15 protein-coding genes are annotated in these 16,692 nt (G+C 62.7%); 9 read left to right on the forward strand and 6 right to left on the reverse strand.

Annotated features, from left to right (window positions below):
- Positions 1 to 25: 25 nt before the first annotated feature.
- Positions 26 to 937: a MurR/RpiR family transcriptional regulator gene (locus PVE73_RS08785; RefSeq protein WP_346772407.1), complete on the reverse strand. Its 912-nt coding sequence runs from the start codon at positions 935 to 937 to the stop codon at positions 26 to 28.
- A gap of 81 nt (positions 938 to 1,018) precedes the next feature.
- Between PVE73_RS08785 and PVE73_RS08790 the strand changes: the two genes are divergently transcribed.
- The 7 genes from PVE73_RS08790 (at position 1,019) to PVE73_RS08820 (ending at position 8,812) form a co-directional block, all read left to right on the forward strand.
- A complete protein-coding gene (locus tag PVE73_RS08790) occupies positions 1,019 to 2,638 on the forward strand; it encodes an ABC transporter substrate-binding protein (protein WP_277366572.1) in 1,620 nt (539 codons plus the stop codon).
- A 73-nt stretch (positions 2,639 to 2,711) separates the two neighbouring features.
- The gene (locus PVE73_RS08795; protein WP_277366573.1) at positions 2,712 to 3,689 is read left to right on the forward strand and encodes an ABC transporter permease; all 978 of its coding nucleotides are present in this window, start codon (positions 2,712 to 2,714) and stop codon (positions 3,687 to 3,689) included.
- Positions 3,686 to 4,603: an ABC transporter permease gene (locus PVE73_RS08800; protein ID WP_277366574.1), complete on the forward strand. Its 918-nt coding sequence runs from the start codon at positions 3,686 to 3,688 to the stop codon at positions 4,601 to 4,603. Before PVE73_RS08795 ends, PVE73_RS08800 begins: the two co-directional genes overlap by 4 nt.
- On the forward strand, positions 4,600 to 5,598 hold the full coding sequence (locus PVE73_RS08805; protein ID WP_277366575.1) for an ABC transporter ATP-binding protein: 999 nt from the start codon (positions 4,600 to 4,602) through the stop codon (positions 5,596 to 5,598). The genes PVE73_RS08800 and PVE73_RS08805 overlap by 4 nt, the downstream gene beginning before the upstream one ends.
- A 5-nt stretch (positions 5,599 to 5,603) precedes the next feature.
- Entirely contained in the window at positions 5,604 to 6,620 is a 1,017-nt protein-coding gene (locus PVE73_RS08810; RefSeq protein WP_277367391.1) for an oligopeptide/dipeptide ABC transporter ATP-binding protein, read from the forward strand.
- A 14-nt stretch (positions 6,621 to 6,634) separates the two neighbouring features.
- Positions 6,635 to 7,510: an alpha/beta hydrolase gene (locus PVE73_RS08815; protein ID WP_277366576.1), complete on the forward strand. Its 876-nt coding sequence runs from the start codon at positions 6,635 to 6,637 to the stop codon at positions 7,508 to 7,510.
- An 87-nt stretch (positions 7,511 to 7,597) separates the two neighbouring features.
- Entirely contained in the window at positions 7,598 to 8,812 is a 1,215-nt protein-coding gene (locus tag PVE73_RS08820) for a M20/M25/M40 family metallo-hydrolase (RefSeq protein ID WP_277366577.1), read from the forward strand.
- 73 nt (positions 8,813 to 8,885) lie between these two features.
- Here the strand turns inward: PVE73_RS08820 and PVE73_RS08825 are convergent, their stop codons facing one another.
- The 5 genes from PVE73_RS08825 to PVE73_RS08845 all read right to left on the reverse strand — a co-directional run bounded on the left by PVE73_RS08825 (position 8,886) and on the right by PVE73_RS08845 (position 13,980).
- On the reverse strand, positions 8,886 to 9,611 hold the full coding sequence (locus PVE73_RS08825) for a copper homeostasis protein CutC (protein WP_277366578.1): 726 nt from the start codon (positions 9,609 to 9,611) through the stop codon (positions 8,886 to 8,888).
- Between the two features lie 13 nt (positions 9,612 to 9,624).
- Positions 9,625 to 10,593 carry an ROK family protein gene (locus PVE73_RS08830; protein ID WP_277366579.1) on the reverse strand — a complete coding sequence of 323 codons (969 nt, stop codon included), beginning with the start codon at positions 10,591 to 10,593 and terminating at the stop codon, positions 9,625 to 9,627.
- Positions 10,590 to 11,372, reverse strand: coding sequence for an ABC transporter permease (locus PVE73_RS08835; protein WP_277366580.1), 783 nt, complete (start codon positions 11,370 to 11,372; stop codon positions 10,590 to 10,592). The genes PVE73_RS08830 and PVE73_RS08835 overlap by 4 nt, the downstream gene beginning before the upstream one ends.
- Positions 11,373 to 11,461: 89 nt before the next feature.
- The gene (locus PVE73_RS08840; RefSeq protein WP_277366581.1) at positions 11,462 to 12,382 is read right to left on the reverse strand and encodes an ABC transporter permease; all 921 of its coding nucleotides are present in this window, start codon (positions 12,380 to 12,382) and stop codon (positions 11,462 to 11,464) included.
- Between the two features lie 59 nt (positions 12,383 to 12,441).
- Positions 12,442 to 13,980: an ABC transporter substrate-binding protein gene (locus PVE73_RS08845; protein WP_277366582.1), complete on the reverse strand. Its 1,539-nt coding sequence runs from the start codon at positions 13,978 to 13,980 to the stop codon at positions 12,442 to 12,444.
- Positions 13,981 to 14,145: 165 nt separating this feature from the next.
- On the opposite strand from PVE73_RS08845, the gene PVE73_RS08850 reads away from it, so the two are divergent.
- Positions 14,146 to 15,219: an ROK family protein gene (locus tag PVE73_RS08850; RefSeq protein WP_277367392.1), complete on the forward strand. Its 1,074-nt coding sequence runs from the start codon at positions 14,146 to 14,148 to the stop codon at positions 15,217 to 15,219.
- Between the two features lie 13 nt (positions 15,220 to 15,232).
- Complete coding sequence (locus PVE73_RS08855; protein ID WP_277366583.1) at positions 15,233 to 16,675, forward strand: M81 family metallopeptidase; 1,443 nt, start codon at positions 15,233 to 15,235, stop codon at positions 16,673 to 16,675.
- The last annotated feature ends 17 nt before the right edge of the window (positions 16,676 to 16,692 follow it).

Below are 16,692 nucleotides of genomic sequence, written 5' to 3' on the forward strand. Positions count from 1 at the left end.
CCCGAAATGACCAACAGAATGGGATCTATTCCGCCTGCTTGGTGCCGAGGCTGTGCCGCGCGTCGAGCGTTCGATACACTGCGAGGCCCTCCGTTCGACGGTTTGCAACCGCGGCGATGATGCCTTCGGCAATCGCGACAGCGGAGGTGATGGAGTTCGGCAAAAGCCGTCGGTTGGAATGGGCGTAGAATATCTCGTGCGCATGTTTTGTCAGCGGGCTCGTCGGACGGTCGGTGATGCAGATCACCGAAGCGCCTTTCTGTCGCGCGATCTGAGTGATTTCGATCGTATCGGCGGAGTAGTGGGGTAGGGAGCACGTGATCACGAGGTCGTTTTCGGTGCAGTGCAGCACGCGCCGGATCGCTGTGTTGCCATTGCCCATAGGGCCGATATTGGTGGCATTGCCGCGGCAATAGGGCTCCAGCCCGTGCATGAGCACGCCGATCGCATGCTGGCTGAGCCCCGCGCCGAAGGCAAAGACGCGGTCCGACTTCAAGATCAGATCGACTGCGCGCGTGCAGGTCCCCTCGTCGAGACCGGAGCTTGTCGCATGGAGGTTGCTGAGGTCCTGTTCAAGTCCGTTCCTGACCAGGTCGAAATGCGAGGCCGCCGAGTCGATTTCCCGGCTGAGCTTGTTGGCATGGGACAGATCGTTCCGCATGGCGTTGATCTGCGATTCCCTGAAATCAGCGAAACTCGCGAATCCGATAGCACGGGCAAAACGGGTCGCGGTGGCGGTCGAGACCTGGCATCGGGTGGCCAGTTCCACATTGTTCATGGTGGCAGCTTCAGTCGCGTTTTTCAGTATGAAATCAGCAATCTGACGGTGTCCCGGGCTGAGTGTCGCATACGCCTTGGAGACCCTTTGGGCCACGTCTGAGTAGAAGGTCCTGACCATTCCGACCGGGCTCCTGGCCGCTATTGATGTTTCATACATTTCATTCTACTGTAATAAATGTTGCAATGACAACAAGCGTCTAACCAAGAACACACGGGGAACGGTAGAAGGAGGATGGATGTGATTCATCGACAACTCAGTGCATGTGCTGCTATCTCGCTCGCGATGGCGGTGTTTCCGGCGGCTGCGGAGGATCTAACGATTGGGCTCGCATCCGAGCCCACGGCGGTCGATCCGCACTACCACGACGTTTCACCGAACAACGCCCTGGCCATGCATATTTTCTCGGCGCTCGGCGAACTGGATGCCGACCAGAACGTCCATCCATCTCTCGCACTCTCCTGGGATACGGAAGACGACAATACCTGGGTATTCAAACTCCGCGACGACGTGACCTTCTCGGACGGGTCGAAATTCGACGCTGACGACGTGATTTTCACATTCTGCCGGGTGATGAACAATGAGGGCAGCGTTGCCGCGACCGCGTCCTCGGAGGTGACCAATTTCGCCTCCGTCGAGGCGCCGGACCCCTATACGATCCGCATCAAGACCAAGAATGTCGAGCCCCTGCTACCCGAATTGCTATCGCAGATTTTGGTTCTCAGCGATGGGATCGTGGAACACGGGGACCTGTCCTTCGATCTGGAGAACGATTGCGGCGTGACCGGCGCCTGGCCGACCGTGGATGACTTCAACAATGGCGATGCTGCGATTGGCACCGGCCCGTTCGTGCTGGAGAAGTTCAGCAAGGGTGCCGGCATCACCATATCGAGGAACGAGAATTATTGGGGGAAAGCACCGGAATGGGACAAGGTCAGCTTTGTTCCGGTGCCGAGTGCTGGTCCCCGTCTGGCCGGTCTTCTCTCCGGTGACTACGATCTGATCGAGAACCCGGCCGCACGCGACATAGGCCAGATCGAGAAGAGGGACGATCTGGAATATACCGCCGCCGCGTCCAACCGCGTGATCTTCCTGCAGATGGACATCGGCCGCGAGGACAGTCCTTTCGTCGAAGCGGACGACGGCTCCAACCCGTTCCAGGACGAGCGTGTGCGACGCGCCGTGTCCCTGGCGATCGACCGGCAGGCCATTGTCGACCGGATCATGGACGGCTTCGCCCAGCCTGCCTATCAGTTCGTGCCGGACGGCATGTTCGGGGGGATCGAGAACCCCGAGCCGCTGAACTATGATCCCGAGCGCGCCAAGGAGCTGCTGGTCGAGGCAGGTTATCCGGACGGGTTCAAAATAACGTTCCACGCCACGAATGACCGCTACATCAACGATTCGCAGGTTGCGCAGGCAATTGCACAATTCCTCACCCGTGTCGGGATCCAGACCGAACTGGATGCGATGACCCGCTCGATCTTCTTCACCCGCCGCAGCAACAAGGAATTCAGCTTCTCGATGGGCGGCTGGGGGTCCAGTGAGGGCGGGGCGGCGTCGTTCCTGCGCCAATATGTGACCACGGAAAATGATGATCTGGGCGTCGGCGCCTCAAACTATGGCGCCTGGTCGGATCCGGAATTCGACGAGGTCCTGCTGAAAGCGATCACCACGATCGATGAAAACGAACGCAAGGCGCTGCTCCAGAAGGCCGAGCAGATGGCCGTGGACAAGCTCGGCTTCATCCCGATCCACTTTGAAAGCTCCATCTGGGCTCACCGGAAGGGGCTGAATTACGAGGGTCGGAAGGACCAGTATACGCTGGCCTACAAGATCACGTCGGACGCGGGCGAGTAAGCCCGCTCCGATCCGGCAGTCTCGAGTTCCGGTTTGTGGCGGGCCGGCGCGGCCCATCTCAGGACACGTTCCGATGACCCTTTTCATTACGCAGCGCATGCTGCAGAGCATCGCCGTGCTCTTGGCCGTGTCGGTCGCCGTCTTCCTGGCCGTCTATGCGGTCGGCAACCCGGTCGATCTGCTGATCAGCCCGGAAGCGACGCAGCTCGAACGGGAACAGATGATCGCGCGCCTCGGGCTGGACCGTCCCATCTGGGCGCAGTATCTGACTTTTCTGGGTAATGCGCTCAATGGCGATCTCGGCACCTCCTTCGTGCATGGTCAACCGGCGCTGAGCCTCATCCTCTCCCGGATGCCGGCCACATTCGAGCTCGTCGTCTGCGCTCTGGCTCTGGCCAGCATCGTCGGCATTCCGATCGGCCTCTGGGTCGGACTAAACGATGGTAGCATCGCTTCCCGCATGGTGATGACCGGCTCAATTCTCGGCTATTCGATCCCGAGTTTCTGGAAGGGTATGGTGCTTATCCTCCTGCTCGCGGTCTGGCTGAACTGGTTACCTGCTTCCGGGCGGGGCGAGACGGTGGAGGTTCTCGGTGTCCCGTTCAGTTTCCTGACGCTTGACGGCCTGAGGCATATGGCAATGCCGGTCGTCAATCTCGCCATTCCGAACATAGCGCTGCTGATCCGGCTCACTGCGGCCGGTGCCTCCGAAGCCGTTCATCAGGACTATGTGAAGTTCGCCCGCGCCAAGGGTGTCCGTCGCCAGACGATCGTCCGCCGTCACATCCTGCGCAACATTCTGATCCCCATCGTTACGGTGCTCGGTGTCGAGTTCGGTTCCCTCATCGCCTTCTCCACGATCACCGAGACGGTGTTTGCCTGGCCCGGCATGGGAAAGCTGCTGATCACATCGATCTACCAGCTCGACCGACCCGTGGTGGTCGCCTACGTGATGGTTGTCACCTTCATCTTCGTCACGGTGAACCTGCTCGTCGATTTCGCCTATGCCGTCCTTGATCCGCGCGTCAAATTGGTGGAGCGCATGTCATGACGCAATCTTCTTCCGTTGTTCCGGCGCGTCGGCCACCGATCACCGATACGCCATCTCGCCGCGCCATGCTGCGCAAGGTGAAGCGCCGGCCCAGCATCCGGGGCTCGATGATCGCGCTGCTGGTCATCGTGGCGATCGGGTTTCTGTTGCCCTACCTTGCGCCGCAGAATCCTTATGACCTGACCGCCTTCAGTGTCATGGACAACCGCCTGCCGCCGGGCTCGGAGAGTTTCGACGGCACCGTCTTCCTGCTGGGAACGGACCAGCAGGGGCGCGATATGGTCTCCGCGATCTTCTATGGCATGCGGGTGAGCTTGATGGTGGGGCTGATCTCCACCGCGATCGCGCTGGTCATCGGTATCTGTGTCGGGCTCGTCGCGGCAGTGCTGGGCGGCCGGATCGAGGCGCTGCTGATGCGGCTCGTGGACTTCATCCTGGGTTTCCCGACCATCCTCGTTGCGCTCGTGCTGTTGGCGATGATGGGGCGGGGCGTGGACAAGGTCATCATCGCCATCGTGATGGTGCAATGGGCGAACTACGCGCGGATCATGCGCTCCGCCGCGCTGTCCGAACGCGAAAAGGAATATGTCGAGGCGGCTTTCAGCCTTGGCTATACGAAAGCGCGAGTGATGTTCCGCCACATCATGCCCAACAGCCTGAACGCTGTTCTCGTGGTCGCCACCGTGCAGATCGCGTCTGCCATAACGCTGGAGGCGACGCTCTCCTTCCTTGGGGTGGGGGTGCCGGTGACCGAGCCCTCGCTCGGATTGCTGGTGGCCAGCGGCTTCGACTATCTGATGAGCGGAGATTACTGGATCAGCTTCTATCCCGGCGTCGCGCTGGTCATCCTCATCTTTTCTCTCAATCTCGTCGGCGACCGTCTCCGCACGGCGCTCGATCCGAAACGCTCATGACACGTCAACGGACAACATCGCCGGTGCTCGAAGTCCGCGGGCTGCAAACCGTCTTTCACGACGTCGAGGGTGCATGGCCCGCCATCAATTCGCTCGATCTGACCGTTCACGAAGGGGAGATTCTCGGCCTGGTGGGAGAATCCGGGTCGGGGAAATCGGTGACGGGGTTTTCCATTCTCGGGCTGATCGATCCGCCGGGGGAGATCACCCGGGGAGAGGTTTGCTTCAAGGGCCGCGATCTTCGCCGGATCGATGCGGAATCTCTGCGACAGATCCGGGGCTCGTCCCTCGCGATGATCTTCCAGGATCCACTTACGACCTTGAACCCGGTGCTGACGATCGGACAGCAGATGGCCGAGGCCATCACCGAACATGAAAAGGTCGAAGCGGCCGAAGTGCGCCGCCGCTGCATCGACGGTCTGAACAAGGTGGGCATCACGTCGCCGGAAAAGCGCGTGGATCAATATCCGCATGAGCTCTCGGGTGGAATGCGGCAACGCGTGGCGATCGCGATCGCGCTTCTCAACAGCCCGGACCTGATCATCGCGGACGAACCGACCACGGCGCTCGACGTTACGATCCAAGGCCAGATCATCGCCGAGGTACAGCGCTTGCAGCAGGAGAGCGGCGCCGCGCTCATATGGATTTCGCATGATCTTGGCGTGGTGGCCGAACTAGCCGACCGCATCGCCGTGATGTATGCGGGTGATATCGTGGAAATGGGGTCCACCGACGACGTCCTCGATCGTCCGCGCCATCCATATACGCGCGGACTGCTTGATTCCGTTCCAGGCGACGTCCCGGCAGGGGAACCGTTGCGCCAGATCGAGGGTGCGGCGCCGCCGCTCTTCGCCCGACCGGCGGGTTGCGGCTTTGCTCCCAGATGCGACCATGCCACTGAACTTTGCCGCCGCGAGGAGCCGCTGCCTGCGTTTGACGAAAAAGGGCGAAGCTGGCGCTGCCACCATCCGCTCTCCGTCGAGGAGACCGTGTGATGCTGATGGCCGCCGATATCCCCGGTGAAGCAGAGGTCACGCCCGTACTGGAGCTGCGCGGGCTGGGTCGGGAATTCACCCGCAGGCCGGTCTTGGCCGAGCGCTTTCTCAGCCTCTTTGGACGCAAGCCGGAGATTCCGGTCCTGAAGGCGGTCAGGTCGGTAAATCTTGCCGTGCAAGAGGGCGAGGTGCTTGGCCTCGTCGGCGAGTCCGGCTGCGGCAAATCCACGCTTGGCCGGATGATCGCCGGGATCACGCCCCCGTCCCACGGCGAGATTGTCTACAAGGGCGAGCTTGTCTCGGATCTTTCTCGCGAGGCGCTGAAGGAGTTCACGCTTGGGGTGCAGATGATCTTTCAGGATCCTTATGCCTCCCTCAACCCGCGCCAGAAGGTGGGGGATATTCTTGCCGAACCGCTGCGCGTCCACAGGATGGCGACGAGCAAGGAAATACGAAGCCGCGTGGACGACACGCTTCGCGAGGTTGGGCTGGATGCCGCTTACCGCAGCCGCTACCCCCACCAGTTCTCCGGAGGGCAGCGGCAGCGCATAGACATTGCCCGCGCCCTCATCGTGGAGCCGCAATTCCTCGTTTGCGACGAACCGATCGCAGCGCTCGACGTGTCGATCCAGGCACAGGTGATCAACCTCTTCCTCAAGCTGAGGGAAAGCCGCAAGCTCACCTATCTTTTCATCAGTCACGATCTGTCGGTGGTGCGCCACATCGCTGATCGCGTGGCGATCATGTATCTGGGTGAGATCGTGGAACTGGCCCCGACGAAGGAGTTGTTCGCCGATCCGGCACATCCCTATACGCGCACACTTCTCGAAAATATTCCATCGGTCAAGAACCGGAGGCGCAAGTTCGCGGCAGTCAAAGGGGAGATTCCGTCGCCGCTCAACCCGCCCTCGGGCTGTGCCTTCCACCCACGTTGCTCCTTCGCGACGGACCGCTGCCGGGCCGAAGCCCCAACGGGCCGTCAGATCTCACCCGGACGCACCGTTTCCTGCCATCTTTTCTAGAATATGAGGCTTGAATGATCCTTCAAACACTCCTCGAGCGCGAGGGAAAAAATGCGATTCCATATCGTTTCCACGGACAGCCGGGCAAGACAATCACGCTGAATTGCTACACTTCCGCCGGCTACAAGCCCGGCAACGACGTGGTGTTCGTTCAGCACGGAATGATGCGCAACGGCGACGACTACCGGGACTTCTGGATCCGGGCCGCCGATCAGCACGATCTGCTGATCGTCGCACCCACCTTCTCCAGAGCCGATTTCCCGGAGGCAGAGAACTATAACAATGGCATCGTCCTGGATACCGAGGGGAATGTGACTGCGCGGGACAGCTGGATCTACCACGTCCCCGCTCGCGTTGTCGCCGATCTGGTGGCCGCGGGTGTCATGGAAGAGGGCCGAGCCCGCATCTACGGTCATTCCGCCGGCGGGCAGTTCCTGCACCGGATGGTTTCTCTTGTCGGCGTTGGGCCTTTCAAGTCGGTGATCGCTGCGAATGCGGGCTGGTATTCCCTGCCGACGCTCGACACGGATTTCCCGGCCGGTCTTGCCGGGATCGGCCTGGGCGAGGCGGATCTGCGCGAGTTGCTGGGAGCCGAACTGTGGATCATGGCGGGGCAGATGGATTGCGAAGCGAATGCCGACAACCTGCCGTCCCAGCCGGAGGCCCTGGAGCAGGGGACGGGCCGTCTGCACCGCGCCCGCAACTACATGGCGAATGGGAAAGCCGCTGCAGAGGCCCTTGGCTGCGCGTTCGGCTGGCGGCTTACCGAGGTTCCGGGTGTGGCGCATGACGGGTGCGCGATGTCCCAGGCGGCGGCCGGTGTGTGGTTCGAAGGCGGGCTGCCTTCCGCCGAAGTGCTGGGAGCGGGAGCGGGCGCCGTGAACGCTTGACCATCGGCGGGCCTCGGCCTCAGCTTCCATTCTGCAGCCAATTCCCGCGTATCTGCCGTTCTCCCTGACTGATATTGGAAAGATCAAATGACCTACGATGTCGCCAGCATCATCGCTTCCGACGCCTTCAAGAAAGCGCAGTTCATCCTGCGCGAGCAGCACGACCTCCTGGTGGAGCAGATCATCGAGCTGACGGAAATTCCCGCACCGCCTTTCAAGGAGGAACGTCGCGCGAGAGCCTATGAGCAAAAATTCCATGATCTCGGTCTGGAAGACGTCGGGCGTGACGACATCGGCAACGTTCTGGGCGTGCGCCGGGGCCGTGGCAACGGCCAGATGATCGCCGTGGCCGCACATCTCGACACCGTCTTCCCGGAGGGCACCGATTGCTCGGTGCGCCGCGAGGGCACCAAGCTCTTCGCGCCCGGCGTGGGAGATGATACGCGGGGGCTGGCCGTCCTGCTCGCCTTCATCCGCGCCCTCGATGGGGCAGGCATCGAAACGGAGCAGGACCTGCTCTTCGTCGGGGATGTCGGCGAGGAGGGGAAGGGTGACCTGCGCGGCGTGCGCCATCTCTTCACGGAAGGGAAATATCGTCACCAGATCGCCGGCTTCTTCACCGTGGACGGGCTCGAACTGGAGAAGGTCACCACGACCGCCGTCGGATCCTACCGCTATCGCGTGGCATTCCGTGGGCCAGGCGGACATTCGCTGGCGGCATTCGGCACGGTGAATCCCGCCTATGCGCTCGGTACGCTCCTGGAGGGCATGTCTCGCTTCGAAGTTCCCGAAGAGCCGCGCACGACCTATTGTGCTTCTACCTTCGGCGGCGGCACCTCCGTCAATGCAATTCCAGAGGAAGTCTGGGCCGAGATCGACCTTCGCTCGGAAAAGCAGGAGGAGTTGGATCGGATCGACGCCCAGCTGCACGAGCAGATCGAACGGGCTGTCGCAAAGGAAAACGAGCGCGCCGACACCTCCAACGGGCCGATCACCGCTGACGTGAAGCGGATCGGCGACCGCCCGGCAGGCGGTACACCGCACGACACCCGCATCGTCCAGGCAGCCTTCGCGGCTTTGCCCGCCTTCGGCTTCGAGCCCACGACGGGGTCGAGTTCCACCGACGCGAATATCCCGATGAGCCTCGGCGTGCCGGCGATCCGACTCGGATCCGGCGGAACCGGCGGGCGGGCCCATTCCGTGGATGAATGGATCGATGTGGAACCGGAGGAATCGCTGCGTGGCCTCTATGCTGGCCTGGCAACCATTCTTGGCACGGCGGGGATGGCGCAGGACGCCTGATCCTGGCGCGCGCTTGGGTTCGGCGGTCTATGGCTGAATTGGGACCACGCGGGATTGAGGCGCCGCAGGTGCTTCACCTTCCGCCCATGGCCGCCTTCACCGCTGCGACCGTGTTCTTGTCCGTCGCCCGGCGAGAGGCCGCATCGAAGCCCAGTTCCAGGATCTTTTCCCCCGCTGGGCCTCGGGCCAGCCCGCCCGAGGCGTGCAGTTCGCGTACGCCGAGTCGCGCGATCAGTTCCGCAGCGTTCTCCGCCTTCACGCCTCCGCCGGGCATGATCGAGATCCTGTTCCCCGCAAGCGCGACAATGCGCTCGAGCTGATCCAGGCCTTGCAGCACCGTGGGCGCGCCGCCGGAGGTCAGGATGCGCTCGAAGCCGAGTTCTACGGCAATTTCAATGGCATCGGCGAAACTTGGAACCAGATCGAATGCCCGGTGCAGCGTCGTGCCCAGCCCCTGCGCATGCATACAAAGCCGCCTCAGAACGGCTGCATCGAGCCGCCCGTCAGGCAGGCTGGCGCCCAGCACCACCCCGCTGAGACCGCAATGGCGGGCATGGTCGATGTCGGCCAGCATGATTTCGATCTCGGTTTCCGCGAAGACGAAGTCGCCGCTGCGCGGGCGGATCATCGCATAGACCGGCACGGGACTTCCTGCCGCAGCGGCCATCAGGCCGGGGCTCGGAGTCAAGCCGCCGACCGTGAGCGCCGCACACAACTCGATCCGGTTCGCGCCGCCCGCAATGGCCGCATGGAGGCCGGGCGCGTCGTCGACACAGACTTCAAGAAGCCGCTCGTCCATATGAGGTTCCTGTTCATTGCTGGGACGCGAGCACCGAGACCCCCACGAGCCCGCCGTCGGTGATATGGCGCCCGGGCAGGACCAACTGCTCGGTGTAAGCGTTGAGCGTGCGCTTGCGCACGGCGCGGTCCAGCGCATCGATCAGCGCCGGGCGCGTCGCAAGTCCGCCGCCGACTGGGACCATGGATGCTCCGGTGATGTTGATGGCATAAGCGAGTGGCTCGCTGAGAAGCTCGAGATAGACGCAGACGGTCCTGCCGGCCACGGGGTCGCCCACCTCCCACGCGTCAAGAATATCGTGGCTGGAGCGGCGATGTCCGGTCAAATGCCGATGCAGCCGCTCGATGCCGCGTGCCCCGCCGATCGTGTCGGTACAGCCGCTTTGCCCGCAACCGCAGGCAAAGCGCGGCACGACGATCTGCTCGCCCGAGCCGGGGAGGGTGACGCTGGTCTGCACGATGGAACCATGCCCCCATTCGGCGGTCACTCCGCCTGCCCCCTGCACCAGCCTGCCGCCCGCAACGAGACCTCCACCCACTCCGGTCCCTAGGATGATGCACATGACGACCTCATGGCCGCGTCCGACCCCGATATTGGCTTCGGCCAGCGCAAAGCTGTCGGCGTCGTTGGCAATCAGGACCTTGCGTCCCAGATAGCTCGACAACTCGGTAATCAGGTCGTGGTGCATGAAGCAGGGAATATTGGCAGCCGTGACCCGCCCGGTCCGCGTATCGAACAGGCCTGCGATGGAAATGGCAAGCGGCAGCGGCCGGCTCTCCGGTCCATGCCGTTCGAGGAGCCCGGCCAGGGCGTCCATGAAGCCCTGCCACGAGGCGACCGGCGTGGGGACATGTTCCTCGACCGAAACATCTCCCGGCCCGTAAGCCCGGCCGAACTTGATGAACGAACCGCCGATATCGGCGCAATATGCGACGGGTTCGGCTTGAGATGCGACCCGCGCCCCGGTTGCTTGCGAAATCATTTTCTCGGATCCAGCAGGTCTCGCAAGCCGTCGCCGAGAATGTTGAATCCGAGCACCGTGATCATGATCGCCAGCCCCGGGAACAGCGACATCCAGATATTGACGCCGAGATAATTGCGTCCCTGGCTCATCATCGCGCCCCATTCGGGGATCGGCGGTTGGGCGCCCAGACCGAGAAAGGAGAGGGATGCCGCCGAAAGGATGACGGTTCCCGCGGTGAGCGTGGACTGAACGATGATCGGGCCAACCGAATTTCGCAGGATATAGTGGACAAGGATGCGCCGGCGGGGAACACCGAGGGCGATCGCTGCTTCGATGAACTCCATATGCTTCAACCCCAGCGTGACGTTGCGACTCAGGCGCGCATAGACCGGAATAGCAAAGAGCGCGATGGCGATCATCAGATTGAAGAGGCTGGGGCCGAGCACGCTCACGATGAGAATGGCCAGCACGATGCCGGGAAAGGCGAACAGAACGTCCATGATCCACATGATCGCCTGGTCGACAAGGCGGCCCGACATCCCCGAAACAATCCCCAGAGGCACGCCGACCGCGGTCGCGATGCCCACGCTGAGCACCACTTCGAGTAGCGATATCTGTGCACCGTAGATGACGCGGGCGAAAATGTCCCGGCCATTGTCATCGGTGCCGAACGGGTGCTTCCAGGACGGAGGCTCGAGCGTGTTGGCGAGGTTCTGGGCATAGGGATCGGTTCCGGCGATCCATGGCGCGAAGATCGCCATGAGAAGGATAAGGCCGACAAGGACGGCGCCGATCACAATATTGGCGTTCTGCCGCGACCAGGCCCAGGCTCGACGCAGGCGGCGGCGATTGCGAGAGGGCGCTGCTGAGGGAGACGAAGCACTCACTAGCCGAACCTGATTCTTGGATTGAGGGCTGCGATGACCATTTCGGCGGCGAAGTTGATGATGACGACCCCGAAGACCGCAACCATCGTGACGCCCTGGATCACCGGATAGTCGCGGTAGCGCACTGCATCCACCAGCAGCCGGCCGATGCCCGGCCAGTTGAACACGGTCTCGGTCACCACCGCGCCGCCGATCAGGCCGCCGAAGTTCAAGCCGACGATGGTGACGATGGGGATCAGCGCGTTACGAAGGGCGTGGCTCCAATAGACGCTGGAGTTCGGCACGCCTTTGGCGCGCGCCGTACGGATGTAATCCTGACTGAGCACCTCGATCATCGAGGAACGCGTCATTCGGGCGATGACCGCCATCGGCAAAACCGCCAGCGTTATCGATGGCAGGATGTAGCTTTGCCAGGAACTCGCGCCCAGCAGGGGAAGCCAGCCCAGATGGACGGAGAAGTAGTTCATCGCCATTAGCGCCAGCCAGAAATTGGCGATGGAGGCTCCCGCGATCGCCAGCACCATGACGATGTAGTCGGGCCATCGGTTGCGGTAGATCGCGGCCAGCATACCCGAGGGGACGCCGATGCCGATTGCAAAGATGTAAGCTGTAATGGCCAGGGCGACGGTATAGGGAAGACGGTCGGCGATCTCGTTCCAGACCGGTAGGCGCGAACGGATGGATTCCCCGAAATCGCCCCGCAGCGCATTGGCGGAGAAGGTCAGGTATTGCTCGGGGATCGAGCGGTCGAGGCCGAGGCGCACCGTCATCGCATCGACGGCTTCCTGGGTGGCTTCAGGGCCGGCCATCACACGGGCGGGCTCGCCCGGCAGCATGCGGATGGCAATGAAGACGAGAAGAGACACACCGATCAGGATGAACGGCAGCGAGATCAGCTTGCGGAGGATGTAACGGTGCATGGCGCTCCCAAAAGGGCTGGGCCGGCACCCGTGGAAGCCAGCCCAGACGATGCGTCGTGTTACTGCTTGGTTGCTGCGTCCACGCGGACGAGACCGCCCGGGATCATCCAGACGTTCTCGACACCTTCACGCGTGGCATAGAGATCCTGGGAGACGTAGAGCAGGACATGCGGGGCGTCCTCGTTGATCATTTGCTGCAGCTTGCCATAGATCTCGTTGCGCACATCCACATCGACGGTGGCGGCAGCTTCGTCCAGAAGCGAGTCGAATTCCTCGTTGTGATAAAAGCCGAGATTGGCGCCGGCCGGTGCGAAGCTCGACGAGTGGTAGAGTGGGCGGAACTGGAGATCCGGTCCGTTGACGCCCGACGACCAGGAAGCGATCACCGCATCGACATCCTCGGCAGCTTTCTGCTCGATATCGCCGAAGGCCGCCGCGGACCAGACGCCGCTCTCCATGCGCCGCACATCGAGTTCGACGCCGATTTCAGCCCACATGGCCTGCAGCACTTCTCCGATACGCGCTTCCTGTTCCTGGACGATAACGGACATTTCGAAGCCGTCGGGATAGCCGGCCTCTTCGAGCAGTTTGCGTGCCCGGTCCAGATCGAGCGGATAGGGGTCGAGGTCGGGATCATATCCCTCGGCCACGGTCGCGAGCGGCGAATTGGCGGGTGTGGCATAGCCGGACATGATGGCGTTGATGATGCCTTCCCTGTCGGTGGCGAAGTTCAGAGCCTGACGCACGCGAACGTCGTCAAGCGGTTTGGCCTCGGTATTGAGCGCCACCCAGAATACCGCCGCACCGTCGGAAACGTGCAGGTTGAGTTCCGGATTGGCGTCGATCGCCGCGGCAAAGGCGGGCGGCACCGGGTTGATGACATCGGCGTCCCCTGCTTGAAGTGCCATGTTCAGCACCGACGGCTCGGACGACCAGGTCCAGCGGATGGCTTCGACGCTGTCCGCGTTGTCGCCCCAGTAATCGTCGAATTTCTCCTGAAGCACATACTCGCCCGAACGGTATTCGGCCATGCGGTACGGACCGGTGCCGACCGAAGCCGCACCGAGGTTTCCTTCCGCGTCCGCCGTGGGGCTGACGATCTGACCGGCATTGGTGGTCAGGATGTTGAGGAATGCGGGATAGGGTGCCTTGAGCCTGAACCGGACGGTCTCGTCGTCGATCTTCTCGACACTGTCGAGGAAGGTGCGCAGGCGGCCCGATGCGGCCAGGCCGCGACTGGTGTCCAGATGTCGTTCGAAATTGTAGACGACGGCATCGGCATTGAATTCGGTCCCATCGTGGAAGACGACGCCGTCACGCAGCGTGAAGGTCCATTCGGTGCCGGTTTCATTGGCGCTCCACTCGGTGGCCAGACCCGGCTTGAGCTGCATGTCGGACCCGCGCAGCAGCAGGCCTTCATAGACCGGGGCCAATAGCGCGTTCGTGAAGGTCGCACTCTGATCGCCCGGATCCATGGAGCGGGGAGCTTCGCTCTGCATGACGGTCAGCGTCTCGGCGGCGGTGGCGGTTGAGAAGGCGGCTGCACCGATCAGGACGGTAGCCAGCACTCCCCTTCGCAAAGCAGACAGAAATGGCATGAGATTTCCCCTCTTTTGGATGCCGGATGAGTTATTAGTTCTATTGGTGAACTAAATGCGCTTGATTAATTCATTGTGCAGACTTAGTGTCAACCCATTTTGGGGAGACCGGTGCTGACACTGACCCATCGCCAAATACTTCGCTTCATCAGTGCGGCCGGCTCGATGACCCGGGCCGACCTGGGCGCGCGCATAGGGCTTAGCAAAGCTGCCATGAGCGGGCTCACGCGCGAATTGCTCGATAAGGGTCTGCTGCGCGAGACCAGCACCGTCCAGCGCCAGGGCCGTCCTTCCACACTGCTGGACCTGAGGCCCGAGGGTGCTTATTTCATCGGAGTATCGATGATGTCGGACCCGGCGCTGATCGCGCTGGTCGACCTCAAGGGGGGCATTGTCGCCAGCATCGAGGTCCCCCGCAGCATCGATCCGGACGCCTTCGCCCAGACCGTGGCCGATTCCCTGCCCAGCCTCACCAGGACCGGAGGCGTTGCATCCGAGCGTGTAGCGGGCATGGGCGTTTCGCTCTCCGGCCTCGTCGACCAGGAGCAGGCAAACTGCATCAAATCGACACTGTTGGGCTGGCAGGATGTGCCGTTGGCCAAGCTCATCCGCACGCGCACGAACCTGCCCACCTTCATCGAGAACGACGCCAAGGCCCTGGCCGTCCGCGAGAAGCTGTTCGGTGAAGCCCGCGACATGCACGCCTTCACCCTTATCTGGCTGGGCGATGGCATCGGTGCAGCACATTTCGTTCACGACCGGCTGTACCGGGGTGCGCATGGCGGTGCCGGCGAAATCGCCCATTGCACGGTGGATGTCGACGGGCTGCCGTGCCGCTGTGGCAAGATCGGCTGTCTGGATACCGTCGCCTCGATGATCGCGATCCTCGATCAGGCGCGGGCCGACGGCATCGAGGCCGAAACGCTGCGCGATGTCGAAGCGGTTGCGGCCAGCGGCTCCTCCAGCGCCATCAGGCTGCTTCACCGCGCCGGCAGCGCCCTTGGCCTCGCCATCGCCCAGATCATTCAGATCAACGATCCGCAGATGGTCGTCGTCACCCACCGGGAAGAAGCGTTCGACGGATTGTTCGCGACAGTCATGCAGCAGGCCATCGAGGCCAATGTGCTGCCCCGGCTTTCCGGCGACACGCCCATCCGCATGCGGCGTGTCGCCGACGACGCGTGGGCCGTGGGCGCAGCGAGTGTTGCGACCCAGAGTTTCTTGAACGGAATCATTTAGTCCGGAGGTCCTCATGCGCATCGCCGTCGGCGGTATCCACATCGAATGCAGCACCTACAATCCCGTCCTGACGCGGGCGGAGGAGTTCCGTGTGCTGCGCGGCGCTGAACTGCTCGAGGCACCCTATTTGGCTTTCCTGGCCGACTATGATGCGACGTTCCTGCCGACCATCCACGCGCGCTGCATCCCCGGGGGGCCGGTTGCGCGGGAGACCTACGAAGCGTTCAAGGCCGAATTCCTGAACAGGCTCGGGGAACTGCTGCCGCTGGACGGTCTCTACCTGGCCATGCACGGGGCCATGAATGTCGAAGGCATGGAAGACGCCGAGGGCGATTGGATCACGGCCGCGCGCGAACTGGTAGGGCCCAATTGCATCGTTTCGGCCAGCTACGATCTGCACGGCAATCTTTCGCAGCGCATCATCGACAGCCTCGACATCTATTCGACCTATCGCACCGCGCCCCATATCGATGTCGAGGAGACGATGCGCCGGTCGGTGTCCATGCTGATCAGGGCGCTGGAGACGAAGGAGATCCCGCATGTCGTCTGGGCGCCGGTGCCGGTGGTGCTGCCGGGCGAGCGCACCAGCACGGTCGACGAACCCGCCAGGAGCCTCTATGCGCGGCTTCCCGGCATCGATGCCAAGCCAGGTATCTGGGATGCCTCGCTCAATGTCGGCTATGTCTGGGCGGACGAGCCGCGGGCGACCGCTGCGGCCATCATGACGGGAACCGACCGGGCCGCGCTGGAAAACGAAGCAAAGGCGCTGGCTCAGGCCTATTGGGATGCGCGCGAGGGCTTCGTCTTCGGCCCCGAGACCGGCTCGATCGAGGAATGCGTCGCCAAGGCCGTCGCAAGCGAGACCGGGCCGGTGGTGCTTGCCGAATCCGGCGACAATCCGACCGGCGGTGGCGTCGGCGACCGGACCGAACTGTTCGCCGCGCTGGTCGCCGCCGATGCGAAGCAGACCATCTTCGCCGGTATCGCCGACGCTCCGGCGACCGAAGCCGCCTACAGGGCCGGTGTCGGCGCAAGGCAGGAATTCGCCATCGGCGCGACGCTCGACCGCGGCAGCAGGCCGTTTTCCGGCATATTCGAGGTCGTGTTCCTTGCCGAGGCCGGGAATCCCGCCGACCGGCAGGCCGTTCTGCGCATCGGCGGGGTCGACCTCGTGGTGACCGCGCGCCGCCGGCCCTTCCACGCCATTGCCGATTTTACCGCTCTCGGTTTGGATCCCAACAGCGCGAAGATCGTCGCGGTGAAATCGGGCTATCTCTCGCCCGAACTGGCCCCCATCGCCAATCCCAACCTGCTGGTGCTGTCTCCGGGCGCGGTGGATCAGTTCATCGAACGCCTCGTGCGCAGTCGCAAGCAGCATCCCACCTATCCATTCGACAAGGACTTCGACTTCACCCCGGCGGCCTTCGTTTCCGCCAGGGCGGCGCGCAACACCTGAAGAACCGAGGGAGGGGG

Origin of the sequence: Chelativorans sp. AA-79 (assembly GCF_029457495.1) — a bacterium.
GTDB lineage: Bacteria > Pseudomonadota > Alphaproteobacteria > Rhizobiales > Rhizobiaceae > Chelativorans.